The organism is Streptomyces globosus (genome assembly GCF_003325375.1).
GTDB lineage: Bacteria > Actinomycetota > Actinomycetes > Streptomycetales > Streptomycetaceae > Streptomyces > Streptomyces globosus_A.
This window is the reverse complement of sequence record NZ_CP030862.1, coordinates 6673329-6690573: the sequence shown is the minus strand read 5'-3', so window position 1 is coordinate 6690573 and position 17245 is coordinate 6673329. Positions and strand designations below refer to the sequence as shown.

General features: G+C 71.1%; 13 protein-coding genes and 3 tRNA genes. 9 read left to right on the top strand and 7 right to left on the bottom strand.

The genetic code is table 11. The features are described 5' to 3' along the window. Positions 1-57: 57 nt before the first annotated feature. From C0216_RS29725 to C0216_RS29715, 3 genes are all read right to left on the bottom strand, one after another. Positions 58-130 (bottom strand) — tRNA-Gly (locus C0216_RS29725). Positions 131-208: 78 nt separating this feature from the next. Beyond that, positions 209-280, bottom strand: a tRNA-Gly gene (locus C0216_RS29720). A 129-nt stretch (positions 281-409) separates the two neighbouring features. After that, the gene (locus tag C0216_RS29715) at positions 410-727 is read right to left on the bottom strand and encodes a histone-like nucleoid-structuring protein Lsr2 (protein WP_114058210.1); all 318 of its coding nucleotides are present in this window, start codon (positions 725-727) and stop codon (positions 410-412) included. A gap of 345 nt (positions 728-1072) precedes the next feature. Between C0216_RS29715 and purS the strand changes: the two genes are divergently transcribed. The 7 genes from purS to purM all read left to right on the top strand — a co-directional run bounded on the left by purS (position 1073) and on the right by purM (position 9068). Then, on the top strand, positions 1073-1324 hold the full coding sequence (gene purS / locus C0216_RS29710; protein ID WP_114058209.1) for a phosphoribosylformylglycinamidine synthase subunit PurS: 252 nt from the start codon (positions 1073-1075) through the stop codon (positions 1322-1324). 3 nt (positions 1325-1327) lie between these two features. Next, positions 1328-2008 (top strand): phosphoribosylformylglycinamidine synthase subunit PurQ, encoded by a 681-nt coding sequence (gene purQ / locus C0216_RS29705; RefSeq protein ID WP_114058208.1) that lies wholly within the window; start codon positions 1328-1330, stop codon positions 2006-2008. After that, a complete protein-coding gene (gene purL / locus C0216_RS29700) occupies positions 2005-4254 on the top strand; it encodes a phosphoribosylformylglycinamidine synthase subunit PurL (protein ID WP_114058207.1) in 2250 nt (749 codons plus the stop codon). The genes purQ and purL overlap by 4 nt, the downstream gene beginning before the upstream one ends. Positions 4255-4340: 86 nt before the next feature. Beyond that, positions 4341-5135 (top strand): maleylpyruvate isomerase family mycothiol-dependent enzyme, encoded by a 795-nt coding sequence (locus C0216_RS29695; RefSeq protein ID WP_114059015.1) that lies wholly within the window; start codon positions 4341-4343, stop codon positions 5133-5135. A gap of 82 nt (positions 5136-5217) precedes the next feature. Further along, complete coding sequence (locus C0216_RS29690) at positions 5218-6051, top strand: META domain-containing protein (protein WP_114058206.1); 834 nt, start codon at positions 5218-5220, stop codon at positions 6049-6051. A 330-nt stretch (positions 6052-6381) separates the two neighbouring features. After that, positions 6382-7899, top strand: coding sequence for an amidophosphoribosyltransferase (purF, locus tag C0216_RS29685; RefSeq protein WP_114058205.1), 1518 nt, complete (start codon positions 6382-6384; stop codon positions 7897-7899). A gap of 98 nt (positions 7900-7997) precedes the next feature. Next, positions 7998-9068 (top strand): phosphoribosylformylglycinamidine cyclo-ligase, encoded by a 1071-nt coding sequence (purM, locus tag C0216_RS29680; protein ID WP_114058204.1) that lies wholly within the window; start codon positions 7998-8000, stop codon positions 9066-9068. Between the two features lie 99 nt (positions 9069-9167). Here the strand turns inward: purM and C0216_RS29675 are convergent, their stop codons facing one another. Together C0216_RS29675 and C0216_RS29670 are read right to left on the bottom strand one after the other, a co-directional pair. Then, positions 9168-9479: a DUF3073 domain-containing protein gene (locus C0216_RS29675; RefSeq protein WP_229884581.1), complete on the bottom strand. Its 312-nt coding sequence runs from the start codon at positions 9477-9479 to the stop codon at positions 9168-9170. Between the two features lie 232 nt (positions 9480-9711). Beyond that, positions 9712-10812, bottom strand: coding sequence for a Leu/Phe/Val dehydrogenase (locus C0216_RS29670; RefSeq protein ID WP_114058202.1), 1101 nt, complete (start codon positions 10810-10812; stop codon positions 9712-9714). 216 nt (positions 10813-11028) lie between these two features. On the opposite strand from C0216_RS29670, the gene C0216_RS29665 reads away from it, so the two are divergent. Together C0216_RS29665 and bldC are read left to right on the top strand one after the other, a co-directional pair. Beyond that, positions 11029-11883, top strand: a complete 855-nt coding sequence (locus C0216_RS29665) for a hypothetical protein (protein ID WP_114058201.1) — start codon at positions 11029-11031, stop codon at positions 11881-11883. A 483-nt stretch (positions 11884-12366) separates the two neighbouring features. Continuing rightward, positions 12367-12573, top strand: a complete 207-nt coding sequence (gene bldC, locus C0216_RS29660; protein ID WP_003949541.1) for a developmental transcriptional regulator BldC — start codon at positions 12367-12369, stop codon at positions 12571-12573. A gap of 558 nt (positions 12574-13131) precedes the next feature. Here bldC and C0216_RS29655 read toward each other — a convergent pair. Then, positions 13132-13205 (bottom strand) — tRNA-Asp (locus tag C0216_RS29655). An 83-nt stretch (positions 13206-13288) separates the two neighbouring features. Further along, on the bottom strand, positions 13289-17212 hold the full coding sequence (gene hrpA / locus C0216_RS29650; protein WP_114058200.1) for an ATP-dependent RNA helicase HrpA: 3924 nt from the start codon (positions 17210-17212) through the stop codon (positions 13289-13291). Positions 17213-17245: the final 33 nt, after the last annotated feature.

Below are 17245 nucleotides of genomic sequence, written 5' to 3'. Positions count from 1 at the left end.
GGGTTCGAGGGCATACGACGAAGGGCCCTGATCGATGATCAGGGCCCTTCGCAGCTGAGCGGACGACGAGACTCGAACTCGCGACATCCACCTTGGCAAGGTGGTGCTCTACCAACTGAGCTACGTCCGCATGCCCGCCTCGGCGCGACGGCCGCGCGATGCGTGCATCACTCTACCCGATCCACCGGAGTGGTGGGTAAAGCCTGCGAGCGGGTGACAGGGATCGCACACTGCGCCTTCCCCCTGGAAGGGGGATGTTCTGCTACTGAACTACACCCGCACGACCTTCGGGGCTCTGACCTGCGGCCTCGCCCCTCGGCGTGATCCACACACTAGCGGACGACAGGGGGTGGATGCCAAATCCGCCCCCGGCCCACGCCGCGGCCGGGGCCGCCTGCGCGCCCGCGGCTCAGTGCGCCTGCTCGTACGCCTCGTAGACGCGCTTGGGGATCCGGCCCCGCGGGGGCACGTCGAAGTCGTGCGACCGGGCCCAGGCGCGGACCACCGCCGGGTCGGGGGCGAGGGAGGTGTGCTTGAAGGCCCGCCCGGAGCGGGACTGCCGGCGGCCGGCCGCCACGTACGGCGCCAGGCTCTTCCGGAGTTTCTTCGCGTTGGCCGGATTGAGATCGATCTCGTAGGACTTCCCGTCCAGGCCGAACGTGACGGTTTCCGCCGCTTCTCCGCCGTCGATGTCGTCGGAGAGAGTGACCACTACGCGCTGCGCCACGGATCTCGATCCCTTCGTGGGCCACTCGCCGCCGTCCGTTGACGTGCGGTGATGTCGCCTGTGTGGATGTTTCGGAGCAATGCGGTTTTCCGGCCCCGAAGCGGGGTGGCAAATCCCGCCTGCCCGGGGATTCCTTTGTACCGCGATTGCCATTGCATTGCGAAGCCCAGTTAATTGTCTGCGCGTGTCCCGCCGCAATGCCGAGTCGGGGGTTTTCCGGCGGATTTTGCGAAGCGTTGGTGAAGGCCGAACGGCGGCCGTACGACCCCCTCCGCAAATCTACCCGCGTAGAAATTTCGGGCGGGTACGCTGAAGGAACCGCCTTGCACCAACCACCCATCGGGAGTGCCAGTGGCACGCGTCGTAGTCGACGTCATGCTCAAGCCGGAGATCCTCGACCCCCAGGGCCAGGCGGTGCAGCGTGCACTGCCGCGCCTGGGCTTCGAGGGCATCGCCGACGTCCGCCAGGGGAAGCGCTTCGAGCTGGAGGTGGAGGGTCCGGTCGACCAGACCGCCCTCGACCGGATCCACAAGATGGCCGAAACATTCCTCGCCAACACCGTCATCGAAGACTTCACCGTGAAGGTAGAGGACTGACCGGTGACCACTCGCATCGGTGTCGTCACGTTCCCCGGAACGCTCGACGACCGTGACTCGCTGCGCGCCGTGCGCCTCGCAGGGGCCGAGCCGGTCTCGCTGTGGCACCGCGACAAGGACCTCCACCAGGTCGACGCGGTCGTCCTCGCGGGCGGCTTCTCCTACGGCGACTACCTGCGCGCCGGAGCCATCTCCCGGTTCTCGCCGGTGATGGAGACCATCATCGAGCAGGCCAGGGGCGGCATGCCGGTCCTCGGCATCTGCAACGGCTTCCAGATCCTCACCGAGGCCCACCTGCTGCCGGGGGCGATGCTCCGGAACAACCACCTGCACTTCATCTGCCGCGACCAGAAGCTCCGCGTCGAGAACGCGGACACCTCCTGGACGGGCGACTACGAGCAGGGCCAGGAGATCTCCGTCCCGCTCAAGAACATGGACGGGCGCTACGTCGCCGACCAGCGGACGCTGGACGAACTGGAGGGCGAGGGCCGAGTGGCCTTCCGGTACCTCGACTTCAACCCCAACGGCTCGCTGAACGACATCGCCGGCATCACCAACGCCGCCGGCAACGTCGTCGGCCTCATGCCGCACCCCGAGCACGCGGTCGAGCCGCTGATCGGGACCGGCCGCACCGACGGCCTCGGATTCTTCACCTCGATCCTGAAGAAGCTGGTCTCCGCATGACTCTGGACACCGTCAAGCACGCCGCCGGGACCCCGGACGCGGCGCAGCCCTGGAAGGAACTCGGCCTCAAGGAGGACGAGTACCAGCGCATCCGCGAGATCCTCGGCCGCCGTCCCACGGGCGCCGAGCTGGCCATGTACTCCGTGATGTGGTCCGAGCACTGCTCGTACAAGAGCAGCAAGGTCCACCTGCGCCAGTTCGGCGAGAAGGCCCCGGCGAACGACGCCATGCTCGTCGGCATCGGCGAGAACGCCGGCGTCGTCGACGTCGGCCAGGGCTACGCGGTCACCTTCAAGGTCGAGTCGCACAACCACCCGTCGTACATCGAGCCCTACCAGGGCGCGGCCACCGGCGTCGGCGGCATCGTCCGCGACATCCTCGCCATGGGCGCCCGCCCGGTCGCCGTCGTCGACCCGCTGCGCTTCGGCGCCGCCGACCACCCCGACACCAAGCGCGTCCTGCCGGGCGTCGTCGCGGGCATCGGCGGCTACGGCAACTGCCTGGGCCTGCCCAACATCGGCGGCGAGGTCGTCTTCGACGCCTGCTACCAGGGCAACCCGCTGGTCAACGCCGGCTGCATCGGCGTGATGAAGCACGAGGACATCCACCTCGCCAAGGCCTCCGGCCCCGGCAACAAGGTGATCCTCTACGGCGCCCGCACCGGCGGCGACGGCATCGGCGGCGTCTCGGTCCTCGCGTCCGAGACCTTCGACGACACCAAGCCCACCAAGCGCCCCGCGGTCCAGGTCGGCGACCCGTTCCAGGAGAAGCTCCTCATCGAGTGCACCCTGGAGATCTTCAAGGAGAAGCTGGTCGCGGGCATCCAGGACCTCGGCGGCGCCGGCCTGTCCTGCGCCACCTCCGAGCTGGCCTCCGCGGGCTCCGGCGGCATGCGCGTCGAGCTCGACACCGTCCCGCTGCGCGATGCGACGCTCTCGCCCGAGGAGATCCTCATGAGCGAGTCGCAGGAGCGCATGTGCGCGATCGTCGAGCCGCAGCACGTCGACCGCTTCATGGAGATCTGCGAGAAGTGGGACGTCATCGCCACGGTCATCGGCGAGGTGACCGACGGCGAGCGCCTGGAGATCTTCTGGCACGGCGAGCAGATCGTGGACGTGCCCCCGGGCACCGTCGCCCACGAGGGCCCGGTCTACCAGCGCCCGTACGCCCGCCCCGACTGGCAGGACGCCCTCCAGGCCGACGACGCGGGCAAGCTGGCCCGCCCGCAGACCTCCGAGGAGCTCCGCGCGCAGGTCCTGGCGCTGGTCTCCTCCCCGAACCAGGCCTCGAAGTCCTGGGTCACCGACCAGTACGACCGCTTCGTGCAGGGCAACACCGTCCTCGCGCAGCCCGAGGACGCGGGCATCGTCCGCATCGACGAGGAGTCGAACCTCGGCGTGGCCATGGCGACGGACGGCAACGGCCGCTACGCCAAGCTCGACCCGTACACGGGCGCGCAGCTGGCGCTGGCGGAGGCGTACCGGAACGTCGCCGCGACCGGCGCCAAGCCGCTGGCCGTCTCCGACTGCCTGAACTTCGGCTCGCCCGAGGACCCCGGCGTCATGTGGCAGTTCGCCGAGGCCTGCCGCGGTCTCGCGGACGCCTGCCTGGAGCTGGGCACGCCGGTGACCGGCGGCAACGTCTCGCTGTACAACCAGACGGGCGACACCGCGATCCACCCGACCCCGGTCGTGGCGGTCCTCGGCGTCATCGACGACGTCAACCGGCGCACGCCGATGGCGTTCGCCGAGCCCGGCCAGCTGCTGTACCTGCTCGGCGACACCGCCGAGGAGTTCGGCGGCTCCGCCTGGTCGCAGGTCGTCCACGACCACCTCGGCGGCCTCCCGCCGAAGGTGGACCTCGGCCGCGAGAAGCTGCTCGCCGAGATCCTGATCGCCGCCTCGCGCGACGGCATGGTCGACGCGGCGCACGACGTCTCCGACGGCGGCGTCGTCCAGGCGCTCACCGAGTCCTGCCTGCGCGGCGGGAACGGCGCCCGGATCGTGGTCCCCGAGGGCCTGGACGCGTTCACCTTCCTGTTCTCCGAGTCCGCGGGCCGGGCCGTCGTGGCCGTCCCGCGCAGCGAGGAGCTCCGCTTCACCGACATGTGCGGCGCGCGCGGCCTGCCCGCCACCCGCATCGGTGTCGTGGACGGAGAGGAGATCGAGGTCCAGGGCGAGTTCACGATCCCGCTGGCCGAGCTCCGCGAGGCCCACGAGGCGACGATCCCCGGCCTGCTGGCCTGATCCGCCCCGTCCCGCGGCACGGCGGGCGCCCGACCCGGGTGCCCGCCGTGCTGCGGCTGCCGCGGCCGATCGGGCAGACTCGCCGCATGGCACCCAGGACCCGTCGCCCGCGCACCTACGACGCCGTGAAGATCCGAGCCGCCGTCACGGCGCAGTTCGGCCATCTCGCCGACGCGGTCCGCGCACTGACGCCCGAGCAGCTCGCCCGTCCCACCGGCCTGGGCGAGTGGACCGTCGCCGACCTCGCGGCGCACACCGCCTGGATCGCCGACTCGCTCGCCGCCGGACTGGCCCGCCCGCCGGCCGCCGTCCCCGAGCTCACGGCCGTCGAGTGGCCCTCGGCGACCGCCTCGCTCGCGGGGAAGATCGCCGAGGCCGCCAAGGAGACCCTCGGGGGCGCCCCGCTCGCCGAGCTGTACGACCGCGCGGGGGCCCGCATGGCGGAGCAGCTGGCGGCGAACCCGGTCGGCAGCCGGGTCCTGCACCTGTGGGTCGGGGACATGACCCTCGCCGACTTCCTCGTCACCCGCGCCGTGGAGCTCACCGTCCACACCGACGACCTCAACCGGGCCGCGGGCCTGGACATCCCGATCGACCGGCAGGCGCTCGCCGCCACCACGCGGCTGCTCGCCGACGCCCTCGCGCTCGCCGCGCCGGGCGGTGCGGTGGAGGTGCGGATCCCGCCGTTCGCGGTCGTCCAGTGCATCGAGGGCCCCCGGCACACCCGCGGCACCCCGCCGGGCGTCGTGGAGACCGATCCGCTGACGTGGATCCGGCTGGCCACCGGCCGTACGCAGTGGGCGGCGGCCCTCGCCGACGCCCGGGTCACCGCGAGCGGCGAGCGGGCCGACCTCGCCGCACTGCTGCCGGTGATGAGCTGAATCCGGCCACCGCGGCAGGGGAGGGTGGCGGGGCCGGCCCGGGCCTGCGGAACCGGTCCGGCCCGCCGCCCGTCCCACCGGCATGCGAAAGCTCCGGAACCTCCCCGCAGCCCTCGTCGCCCTCCTGGCCCTCGCCGCGACCTCCGCGTGCGGCGGCGGCGCCTCCCCCGGCGCCTCCGCGGGCCCCGACTTCGCCGGCTCCTGGTCCGTACGGAGCCTGACGGCCGGCGGCCGCACCCTGACCGCACCGCCCACCGCGCACGTCGACTTCGAGGCCGGCTCCCCCGGCCGGGCCGAGGCCAAGGGCAACTACGGCTGCAACGGATTCACCGCGGCCGTCGCCCACGAGGCCGCCGGCCGGCAGGCCACCGCCCTCACCGTCGAACCCGGTGCGTCGACCACCATGGCCTGCGAACACAGCGCCTTCGAGGCCGAGTTCGCCAAGGTGCTCCGCGGGCGCCTGGAGGCACGCCGCGGCCCCGGGGACCAGCTGACCCTCAGGGCCGCCGACGGCAGCACCGTCGAGCTGGTGCTGCGCGCCCCGGTGCCGGACGCCCCGCTCACCGCCACCCAGTGGACCGTCACCGCCCTGCTCGGCGACGGTACGGCGGCCTCCGTCCCGGCCCCTGCGGCCGGCCGGGCCGTCCTGCGGATCGGCCCCGACGGCGCCGCCGCCGGCAACCTCGGGTGCAACCGGTTCACCGCCCCGGCCACCGTCGAGGGCGACCGGATCACCTTCGGCGAGCTGACGTCGACCCGGGTCGCCTGCACCGGCCCCGAGGGCGACCTGGAGCGCGCCCTCACCGAACTCCTCGGGAGCGGCCCGCTCACCTGGCGGATCCGGGCGCACACCCTCACCCTGACCGCGCCCGACGGCCGCGGGCTGACGGCCGAGGCGGCCTCCGCCGCCGAGTGACCCGTACGAACGCACGGAAAAAAGGGAAAGAAAAGGAAAAGAAACACGGCGTTCCCGGCGGCCCCGCCCCGCCCCGCCCGCAGGAAAGCGGAGCGGGATCCGCCGACTGCCCGGCAGGCGCCGCCGAGCGCTGTCGGGCCGCTCTCTCACCGCTCCCGCCGCGACACCGCAGGAAGAGCGCCCATTGCATCGGCAGGTGCGTGTCAACCACCGCATTTGCGGATATCGGACCCGTCACCCTCCGCAGGGGTTACCCGACTGTCCGCACTGTGACTTTTACCGTCAGTCCCCAATTCGGACCAGTGGTCGATCTCGCCTACACTCGGTGGCGTGCCTCGTGGTGATGGACGACTCAACCACGACCTGCTCCCCGGCGAAAAGGGCCCCCAGGACGCTTGCGGCGTCTTCGGTGTCTGGGCTCCGGGTGAAGAGGTCGCCAAGCTCACCTACTTCGGACTGTATGCACTGCAGCACCGCGGACAGGAGTCCGCGGGCATCGCTGTGAGCAACGGTTCCCAGATCCTCGTCTTCAAGGACATGGGACTCGTCTCCCAGGTCTTCGACGAAACCTCCCTCGGATCGCTCCAAGGTCATATCGCGGTCGGTCACGCCCGCTACTCGACCACCGGCGCGTCCGTCTGGGAGAACGCCCAGCCGACCTTCCGCGCGACCGCCCACGGCTCCATCGCCCTGGGCCACAACGGCAACCTGGTGAACACCGCCGAGCTTGCCGAGATGGTCGCCGACCTCCCCCGACAGGACGGCCGCGCCACCCAGGTGGCGGCCACCAACGACACCGACCTCGTCACGGCCCTGCTGGCCGGGCAGACGGACGACGAGGGCCGCCCCCTGACCGTCGAGGAGTCGGCCGCCAAGGTCCTCCCGCAGGTCAAGGGCGCCTTCTCGCTCGTCTTCATGGACGAGACCACCCTCTACACCGCCCGTGACCCGCAGGGCATCCGCCCGCTGGTCCTCGGCCGCCTGGAGCGCGGCTGGGTGGTCGCGAGCGAGACCGCCGCCCTCGACATCGTGGGCGCCAGCTTCGTCCGCGAGGTCGAACCCGGCGAGCTGATCGCCATCGACGAGAACGGCCTGCGCACCTCACGCTTCGCAGAAGCGAAGCCCAAGGGCTGTGTGTTCGAGTACGTCTACCTGGCGCGCCCGGACACCGACATCGCCGGCCGGAACGTCTACCTCTCGCGCGTCGAGATGGGCCGGCGCCTCGCCAAGGAGGCCCCGGTCGACGCCGACCTGGTGATAGCGACGCCGGAGTCCGGCACGCCCGCCGCGGTCGGCTACGCCGAGGCGAGCGGCATCCCGTACGGCTCCGGCCTGGTCAAGAACGCCTACGTCGGCCGGACCTTCATCCAGCCCTCGCAGACGATCCGCCAGCTGGGCATCCGCCTCAAGCTCAACCCCCTCAAGGAAGTCATCCGGGGCAAGCGCCTGGTGGTCGTGGACGACTCGATCGTCCGCGGCAACACGCAGCGCGCGCTGGTCCGCATGCTCCGCGAGGCCGGTGCGGCCGAGGTCCACATCCGGATCTCCTCGCCGCCGGTGAAGTGGCCGTGCTTCTTCGGCATCGACTTCGCCACCCGGGCGGAGCTGATCGCCAACGGCATGAGCGTCGAGGAGATCGGCACCTCGCTGGGCGCGGACTCCCTCGCGTACATCTCCCTCGACTCCATGGTCGAGGCGACGACCATCCAGAAGCCGAACCTCTGCCGCGCCTGCTTCGACGGCGAGTACCCCATGGAGCTGCCCGATCCGCAGCTGCTGGGCAAGCAGCTCCTGGAGACCGAGCTGGCCGGCGGCACCGACGCCGCCGACGCGCTGCGCCGCCCGTAGCCCGCATTTCCGGCTCAACCTGCGCCGGGCCCTGTCTTTCAGGCTTTTCCCAGGGCCCGGCACCCCACGCAGTAACGACACGAAAGCTCTCTCCTGTCATGACAGAGAAGACCACCGGTGCCAGCTACGCCGCGGCGGGCGTCGACATCGAAGCGGGGGACCGCGCCGTCGAGCTGATGAAGGAGTGGGTGAAGAAGACGCAGCGCCCCGAGGTCCTCGGCGGCCTGGGCGGCTTCGCCGGCCTCTTCGACGCCTCCGCCCTCAAGCGCTACGAGCGCCCCCTGCTGGCCTCTGCCACCGACGGGGTGGGCACGAAGGTCGACATCGCCCGCCAGATGGGCGTCTACGACACGATCGGCCACGACCTGGTCGCGATGGTCATGGACGACATCGTGGTGTGCGGAGCCGAGCCGCTCTTCATGACGGACTACATCTGCGTGGGCAAGGTCCACCCGGAGCGCGTCGCGGCCATCGTCAAGGGCATCGCCGAGGGCTGCGTCCTCGCCGGCTGCGCCCTGGTCGGCGGCGAGACCGCCGAGCACCCGGGCCTGCTGGGCCCGGATGACTTCGACGTGGCGGGAGCGGGCACCGGCGCCGTCGAGTACGACGCCCTGCTCGGCGCGGATCGCATCCGTACGGGTGACGCGGTCATCGCGATGGCGTCGTCCGGCCTTCACTCGAACGGGTACTCGCTCGTCCGGCACGTCCTCTTCGACCGGGCCGGGATGTCGCTCGACGCCCACGTCGAGGAGCTCGGCCGGACCCTCGGCGAGGAGCTGCTGGAGCCCACCAAGATCTACTCGCTGGACTGCCTGGCCCTCACCCGTACGGCCGAGGTCCACGCCTTCTCGCACATCACCGGCGGCGGCCTCGCGGCCAACCTGGCCCGGGTGATCCCGGACCACCTGCACGCCACGGTCGACCGGTCCACGTGGGCGCCCGGCGCGGTCTTCGACCTCGTCGGCAGGGCCGGCCGGGTGGAGCAGCCGGAGCTGGAGAAGACCCTGAACATGGGCGTCGGCATGATGGCCGTCGTCCCGCAGGAGTCGGTGGACGTGGCGCTGACGGCGCTGGCCGACCGGGGCGTCGACGCCTGGGTTGCAGGCGCGATCACCGAGCGCGGCGAGCACGCCTCGGGTGCGGAGCTGACCGGCTCCTACGCGAGCTGAAAGACGCACGGAAACCCGGTCCGGGGCGGGGCCCCGGACCGGGTTTCCTGTGCTGTTGCAGCTGCTCGGCCGCGTGGGTGGCCGGCTACGGCGTAGGCGTCAAGCGCCGCGACGCTGCGCGGACGGGCCGGACTCGTCGTCCTCGTCCTCGTCGTCGTCGTTGTACATCTCCGCGTACTTGGCGTACGGGTCGTCGTCGTCCAGCTCGTCATCGACGTCGACCGGCTCGCTGACAGGCAGCAGCGGCGCCGTCGGCGATGCGCCCAGCTCGTTGGCCAGACGCGCAAGGTCAGTGCCGCCGCTGTTGTACTTCAGCTGGCGGGCGACCTTCGTCTGCTTGGCCTTGGCCCGGCCGCGCCCCATGGCTCGACCCCCTCGGTGACGGGGCTCGACGGCCCCAGAGTCTGACACGCGTTCATGGTTCGGAGCGGGCTCTCCTCGGAGAGACCGTCCGTAGGGGTTTAACGGTACCTGCTTCCGCGGCCATACGGTACGCCGCCCGCATCACGCGCCCCGGTGCAGGACCACCGAGGCGCCCCGTCCTCGCTGGTCAGCTGCGATTTTAACTCTTTCCCGGCGGGCGACCCGCCGAAGCGCAGTGAGTTCCGTCTCGCCGCGCCCCGGCGGGTGCGCCCGTCAGGGGTCAGGAGGCCTTCGCCGCCTTGGCGGCGCGGGCGTCCGCCATGCGCTGCTCGGCGATGCGGTCGGCGGCGGCGGCCGGCGGAATGCCGTCCGACTTCGCACGTGCGAAGATTTCGAGCGTGGTGTCGAAGATCTTCGTGGCCTGCGCCTTGCAGCGGTCGAAGTCGAAGCCGTGGAGCTCGTCGGCGACCTGGATGACGCCGCCCGCGTTGACCACGTAGTCCGGGGCGTAGAGGATCCCGCGGTCCGCGAGGTCCTTCTCGATGCCGGGGTGGGCGAGCTGGTTGTTCGCCGCGCCGCAGACGATCGTGGCGGTCAGCGCCGGGACGGTGTCGTCGTTGAGGGCGCCGCCGAGCGCGCAGGGGGCGTAGATGTCCAGGCCCTCGGTGCGGATCAGCGCGTCCGTGTCGGCGACGGCGACGACCTGCGGGTGCTTGTCGAGGATGCGGCGGACGGACTCCTCGCGGACGTCCGTGATCACGACCTCGGCGCCGTCCTCCAGGAGGTGCTCGACCAGGTAGTGGCCGACCTTGCCGACGCCGGCCACGCCGACCTTGCGGCCGCGCAGGGTCGGGTCGCCCCACAGGTGCTGGGCGCTGGCGCGCATGCCCTGGAAGACGCCGAAGGCGGTGAGGACGGAGGAGTCGCCGGCGCCGCCGTTCTCGGGGGAGCGGCCGGTGGCCCAGCGGGTCTCGCGGGCGACGACGTCCATGTCGGCGACGTAGGTGCCGACGTCGCAGGCGGTGACGTAGCGGCCGCCGAGGGACTCCACGAAGCGGCCGTAGGCCAGCAGGAGCTCCTCGGTCTTGATGACGTCCGGGTCGCCGATGATGACGGCCTTGCCGCCGCCGAGGCCGAGGCCGGCCATGGCGTTCTTGTAGGACATGCCGCGCGAGAGGTTCAGCGCGTCGAGGACGGCCTCCTCGTCGGAGGCGTACGCGTGGAAGCGCGTGCCGCCGAGGGCGGGGCCCAGGGCGGTGGAGTGGATGGCGATGACGGCCTTGAGTCCGGTGGCCCGGTCCTGGCACAGCACGACTTGCTCGTGGCCGCCCTGCTCCGTGCGGAACAGGGTGTGCAGGACGCCGTCGGTCATTTCGGTCACGGTGGTGACTCCCATGGAAGAGATGCGGCGGAATGACGCCCGCCCTGCGGGTGGGGGAGGGCGTGCTGGGAGCAGAGTAAGTCCAAAGCGCCGCCGGCAGACCCCCTGTCCGGGGATCGGAACACTCCCGGAGTACGGGGCGGCGCTCCGCTGCCGCCGGGGCCGGTCCGCGCGGCGGGCGGAGTAGGCCCGGGCGGGGCGGGGGAGTACGGAAGCGTGAGTGCATCCCGCGACCCCCGGCCGCCGTCCGAGCGCCCGGCGCCGACCGTCCCGTACGCCTCCTACCTGCGGGTCTACGAGCCGCTGGGGGCCTTCGCCGAGCCGGAGCGCACGCACTGGGCGGCGTACGCCCGGCGCGGGGCGGGGCCCACGGCCCAGGACGAACTGCGCCGTTCGCTGGCGGAGTTGGTGCGCGTCCCGGTGGCGGGGGTGCCGCGGCGCGAGAGCTCGGACGCCTTCACGGCGGAGGTGGACGGGGTGCTGCTGGTCTGCCCGTGGCGGACGCGGCTGCGGGGCTGGCTGGCGCTGAAGGAGCTCGTCGAGGAGTTCCCGGCTCCGGTGCTGGACGCGGCGCTGCCCCCGGAGTCGCGGCGGCGGGCGGCCGAGGAGTACGAGCGCTGGCGTGAGCGGAACCCGGACGCGCGGCCGTGGATCCGCAGCTCGGTGTGGCAGGTGCCACTGCGCTGGTTCGTGCTGGTGGCGGACGATGAGCGGGAGTACCTGCCGGGCGAGCGGCTGCGGTACCGGACGCCGATGGTCCAGGCGCGGCGGCGGCTGGCCCGGGCGCTGCGGACGCTGCGCGAGGCGGAGGGGTACGAGATGCTCGCCGACGGGCTGGTCGGGGTCGGCAGCTGGCTGGAGGAGTTCCATCCGCGCTCGATGGTCGAACTCGACTACGGCGGGCTGGTGCACGCGCTGCCGGCGGAGCGGCTGGCGGCGGACCGGTCGGCCCGCGACGTCGCGGCGGGGATGGCGGCGCTGCGGTCCGGGGACGCGGCCGGGGCGGCGGAGGCGTACGCGGAATTGGGGGAGCGCTGGCGGGCGGTACGGGAGAGACTGTTCGCCAACTAGGGGGAGGCTGCGAACCCGTATTCGGGGCGAACGGGCGGGACCTACGTCCCGATCCGGGCCATTGTCTCAAGCGTGACGGACTGCACTAAACACACCCTTGCGCCGTTCCCCTACCCTCGTGCCAAAATAGGACAAGGAGTCCGGGGAGGGTTCCTTCCGCCCAACTGAGGGCGGAATGCTCGGCATTGCACGCTACGGGGGGTCCGGAGGACTCCTGATCGCTCTGTGACTGATCGTTACAGTGGGGTGACTGTCCGCTATGGGGCGGTCCATCGGCTTCCGACCGCTGATGAACACCTCGGAGGGCAATTCCGTCGGTTTGGCCGTCGCGGCTGGACGGATGGTGTAGTTGTAGTGCCGAGGACAAGCCGTTCGTCCTATAACCGACTCGGCCCGCGTATGTCCATTTCGGGCAACGCGGGCCAAGGTGCAGAATTTAGAGGAAAGAACCGAGATGGTTCGGTTCTCCCGAGGAGGCCGCTCATGACCGCTCGCACCCCTGATGCCGAGCCGCTGCTGACCCCGGCTGAGGTCGCCACGATGTTCCGCGTGGACCCGAAGACGGTGACCCGCTGGGCCAAGGCCGGCAAGCTGACGTCCATCCGCACCCTGGGTGGGCACCGCCGCTACCGCGAGGCCGAGGTCCGCGCCCTGCTCGCGGGAATTCCGCAGCAGCGCAGCGAGGCCTGAGGTCGCGTTCATCACCCCGCTTTGAACGGGTAGGCATCGGATCCCCCAATCCGGTGAAACCCACTGTGCTTCATTCGGCCGGACCTGCCCCAACAGGTGCCCGGCCGTTCGGTCGCGCTGGACTCCGCCGGGTCCAGCGCGATCTTTTTTGTGCCCGCGGGCAGGGCGGCAGCCGCGGTCGCGCCGGCCTCCCCGGGGAGGTGCCATTGCACATATTAAATTGAGCCGACGTATGGGTGCGATAAAAGTGCGGGTACCGAAAACTCGTGTGGTGACTCCTGTCACAGGCTGTGACCCTTGTGTGGGAGGCAATGCGCCCGTAAAGGGATGTCCCGCGCAGAGCGGTCTCGCCCGAGGGGTGATTTAGGCGGAGGATTGCACCCGCGGAGGGCAGACGGGTGAATTCGGTCGGCCGAACGGGTGAAGTACCGGCCGTTGCCTCCCGGGCGGGCGGTGACCCCCGGCGGCGCGGCACGCGAGCCCGCCCGCGGGTGCGCAGCGGACGCGGACATGCGGAAGGGCCCGCATCCGGCGGGGATGCGGGCCCTTCTCCTGCTGCGATCCTGACGGGACTTGAACCCGCGACCTCCACCTTGACAGGGTGGCGAGCTAACCAACTGCTCCACAGGACCTCGATGTGCAGCCGTTTTCGTGCCTGGCTGCGCATCAGACTGTACATGAGCCCGGGGGGTGCGTCGAACCGGCGGGCGCCCCGTCACGGAGCCGCCGCGTCCACCGCCTTCACGATGCGCTTGTCGGAGACCGGGTACGCCGTCCCCAGCGAGTGCGCGAAGTAGCTGACCCGGAGCTCCTCGATCATCCAGCGGATGTCCGTGACCGCCTCCGGCACCGGCCGGCCCTTGGGCAGCTGCTCCAGCAGCCAGGCGTACTCGTCCTGCATCTCGTGGACCTTCTGCATGCGCGTGGTGTCCCGCTGGACGGCCGTCGGCATCTGCTGGAGCCGGCGGTCGGCCGCCACCAGGTACCGCATCAGGTCCGGCAGCCGCCGCAGCCCGGTCAGGGTCACGAAGCCGGGCGGCATGAGGGCCGCCAGCTGCGCCCTGACGTCCTGGAGGTTCGCCAGCAGGGCCGGGCTCTGCGTGCCCTTCAGACGCCGTTCGCAGGCCTGCCACGCCGCCAGGACCTGCTGCACCTGCCCGACCGTGCGGACGGTCGTGTCCACCAGGTCGGCGCGCACGGCCTCGTACAGCCTGCGGTAGCCCGCCTCGTCCCAGGCGGGGCCGCCGTGGTCGGCGATCAGCTTGTCCGCGGCGGCCGTCGCGCAGTCGTCGAACAGGGCCTGCACGGAGCCGTGCGGGGTGCGCGACAGGGACAGCTTCTGCTGGTTGCTGAGCCGGTCCGAGGCGAACTTGGCGGCGTTCACCGGGAGGTTCAGCAGGATCAGCCGGCGCGTGCCCAGCCACATCGCCTGCTGCTGCTCGGCCTCGGTGTCGAAGAGGCGTACGGCGACGCTCGCCCCCTCGTCGACCAGCGCCGGGTACGCCTTCACGGGCTGGCCGGCCCGCCGGGTCTCGAAGACCCGGGCCAGGGTGCCGATCGTCCAGTCCGCCAGCCCGGAGCGCTCCACCGACTCCCCGCCCGACCGCTCGGCGGTGGCCGCGGCGGCCTGGGAGAGGGCCTGGCGGGCCTTCGGCCTGAGCCTGAGGCGCAGCGCCTCCAGGTCCTTGTCCTCCGCGACCTTCCGGCGCCGCTCGTCAACGATCCGGAAGGTGATCTTCAGGTGATCGGGGATCCGGGAGGGGTCGAAGTCGTCCGCGGTGACCGGGACGCCCACCATCCGGTGCAGTTCGCGCGCCAGCGTGGCCGCCAGGGGCTCCTGGAGGGGCGCCGCCGTGTCCAGGAAGCGGGCCGCGTAGTTCGGCGCGGGCACGTAGTGGCGGCGGATCGGCTTGGGCAGCGACCGGATCAGCTCGGTCACCACCTCCTCCCGCAGGCCCGGGATCTGCCAGTCGAAGCCCTCGGAGGTGACCTGGTTGAGCACCTGGAGCGGGATGTGGACGGTCACGCCGTCCGCGTCCGCGCCCGGCTCGAACTGGTAGGTGACCCGGAACTTCAGCTGCCCCTGCCGCCAGGAGTCGGGGTAGTCGGCCTTGGTGACGCCGGCGGCCTTCTCCGTCAGCAGCATCTCGCGCTCGAAGTCGAGGAGTTCGGGCTCCTCGCGGCGCTTGTGCTTCCACCAGGAGTCGAAGTGCGCCCCCGACACCACGTGCTCGGGGATCCGCTGGTCGTAGAAGTCGAAGAGGGTCTCGTCGTCGACGACGATGTCGCGGCGCCGCGCCCGGTTCTCCAGCTCCTCGACCTCGGTCAGCAGCTTGCGGTTGTCGGCGTAGAACTTGTGGTGGGTGCGCCAGTCCCCCTCGACGAGGGCGTGGCGGATGAACAGCTCGCGCGAGGCCTCCGGGTCGATCCGCCCGTAGTTGACCTTCCGCTGGGCGACGATCGGCACGCCGTACAGCGTGACCCTCTCGTACGCCATCACGGCGGCCTGGTCCTTCTCCCAGTGCGGCTCGCTGTACGTGCGCTTGAGCAGGTGCCCGGCCAGCGGCTCGACCCACTCGGGCTCCACCCTGGCGTTGACCCGCGCCCACAGCCGGGAGGTCTCCACCAGCTCGGCGGACATCACGAACTTCGGCTGCTTCTTGAAGAGCGCCGAGCCCGGGAAGATCGCGAACTTGGCGTTCCGGGCGCCCAGGTACTCGTTCTTGTCGGTGTCCTTCAGGCCGATGTGCGACAGCAGGCCGGCGAGCAGCGACACGTGTACGTGCTGCTCGGAGGCGTCCGCCTCGTTCACGTGGATGCCCATGCCCTTCGCGACCGTGCGCAGCTGCGAGTAGACGTCCTGCCACTCGCGGATCCGCAGGAAGTTCAGGTACTCCTGCTTGCACATCCGGCGGAAGGAGGAGGAGCCGCGCTCCTTCTGCTGCTCCCGGATGTAGCGCCACAGGTTCAGGAACGACAGGAAGTCGCTGGTCTCGTCCTTGAAGCGGGCGTGGTGCTGGTCGGCCTGGGTCTGCTTGTCGGACGGGCGCTCGCGCGGGTCCTGGATCGACAGCGCGGCGGCGATGACCATGACCTCGCGGACGCAGCCGTTGCGGTCGGCCTCCAGGACCATGCGGGCCAGCCGCGGGTCGACGGGCAGCTGGGAGAGCTTGCGGCCGAGCGGGGTGAGCCGCTTGCGGGGGTCCTTCTCGGCCGGGTCGAGGGCGCCGAGCTCCTGGAGGAGCTGGACGCCGTCGCGGATGTTGCGGTGGTCCGGCGGGTCGATGAAGGGGAACTTCTCGATCTCCCCGAGCCCGGCCGCGGTCATCTGGAGGATGACGGAGGCGAGGTTGGTGCGGAGGATCTCGGCGTCGGTGAACTCCGGGCGGGCGTCGAAGTCGTCCTCGGAGTACAGCCGGATGCAGATGCCGTCGCTGGTACGGCCGCAGCGGCCCTTGCGCTGGTTGGCGCTGGCCTGCGAGATCCGCTCGATCGGCAGGCGCTGGACCTTGGTGCGGTGGCTGTAGCGGGAGATGCGGGCGGTGCCCGGGTCGATGACGTACTTGATGCCCGGGACGGTCAGCGAGGTCTCGGCGACGTTCGTGGCCAGGACGATGCGGCGGCCGGTGTGCTGCTGGAAGACCCGGTGCTGCTCGGCGTGCGAGAGGCGGGCGTACAGCGGCAGGACTTCCGTGAAGCGCAGCTTCTTCTTGATCAGCGCGTCCGCGGTGTCGCGGATCTCGCGCTCGCCGGAGAGGAAGACCAGGATGTCGCCCGGCCCCTCCGCCTGGAGCTCGTCCACGGCGTCGCAGATGGCGGTGATCTGGTCGCGGTCGCTCTCCTCGGAGTCCTCCTCCAGCAGCGGCCGGTAGCGGACCTCCACGGGGAACGTGCGGCCGCTGACCTCGACGATCGGGGCGTCGCCGAAGTGGCGGGAGAAGCGCTCCGGGTCGATGGTCGCGGAGGTGATCACGACCTTGAGGTCGGGGCGCCGGGGCAGCAGCTGGGAGAGGTAGCCCAGCAGGAAGTCGATGTTCAGGGACCGCTCGTGGGCCTCGTCGATGATGATCGTGTCGTAGGCGCGCAGCTCGCGGTCGGTCTGGATCTCCGCGAGGAGGATGCCGTCCGTCATCAGCTTCACGAAGGTCGCGTCCGGGTCGACCTGGTCGGTGAAGCGGACCTTCCAGCCGACCGTGCCGCCGATCTCGCACTTCAGCTCCTCGGCGATCCGCTCGGCGACCGTGCGGGCCGCGAGGCGGCGGGGCTGGGTGTGCCCGATCATGCCGCGGACGCCGCGGCCCAGCTCCATGCAGATCTTCGGGATCTGCGTGGTCTTGCCGGAACCGGTCTCACCGGCGACGATCACGACCTGGTGGTCGCGTATCGCCTCGGCGATCTCGTCCTTCTTCTGGCTGACGGGCAGGTTCTCGGGGTAGGTGACCTCGGGCTTGCGCAAGGCGCGGCCGGCCAGCCGCGCGGCGGCCTTCTCGGCCTCCGCGGCGATCTCGTCGAGCACGGCCTGCCTGGCCTCGGGCTTGCGGATGCGGCGGGCGCCTTCGAGGCGGCGGCCGAGGCGGTGCGCGTCGCGGAGGGAGATCTCACCGAGAAGCGTCTGCAGGGCGGCGAAGGAAGTAGACATACCTGCTCGAGGATCTCACCCCGGTGCGCCGGG

Coding starts and splice junctions, on each gene's coding strand:
- purL (WP_114058207.1), top strand. CDS start 2,005: ATGACTCTGGACACCGTCAAGCACGCCGCCGGGACCCCGGACGCGGCG.
- C0216_RS29695 (WP_114059015.1), top strand. CDS start 4,341: ATGGCACCCAGGACCCGTCGCCCGCGCACCTACGACGCCGTGAAGATC.
- C0216_RS29690 (WP_114058206.1), top strand. CDS start 5,218: ATGCGAAAGCTCCGGAACCTCCCCGCAGCCCTCGTCGCCCTCCTGGCC.
- purM (WP_114058204.1), top strand. CDS start 7,998: ATGACAGAGAAGACCACCGGTGCCAGCTACGCCGCGGCGGGCGTCGAC.
- bldC (WP_003949541.1), top strand. CDS start 12,367: ATGACCGCTCGCACCCCTGATGCCGAGCCGCTGCTGACCCCGGCTGAG.
- hrpA (WP_114058200.1), bottom strand. CDS start 17,212: ATGTCTACTTCCTTCGCCGCCCTGCAGACGCTTCTCGGTGAGATCTCC.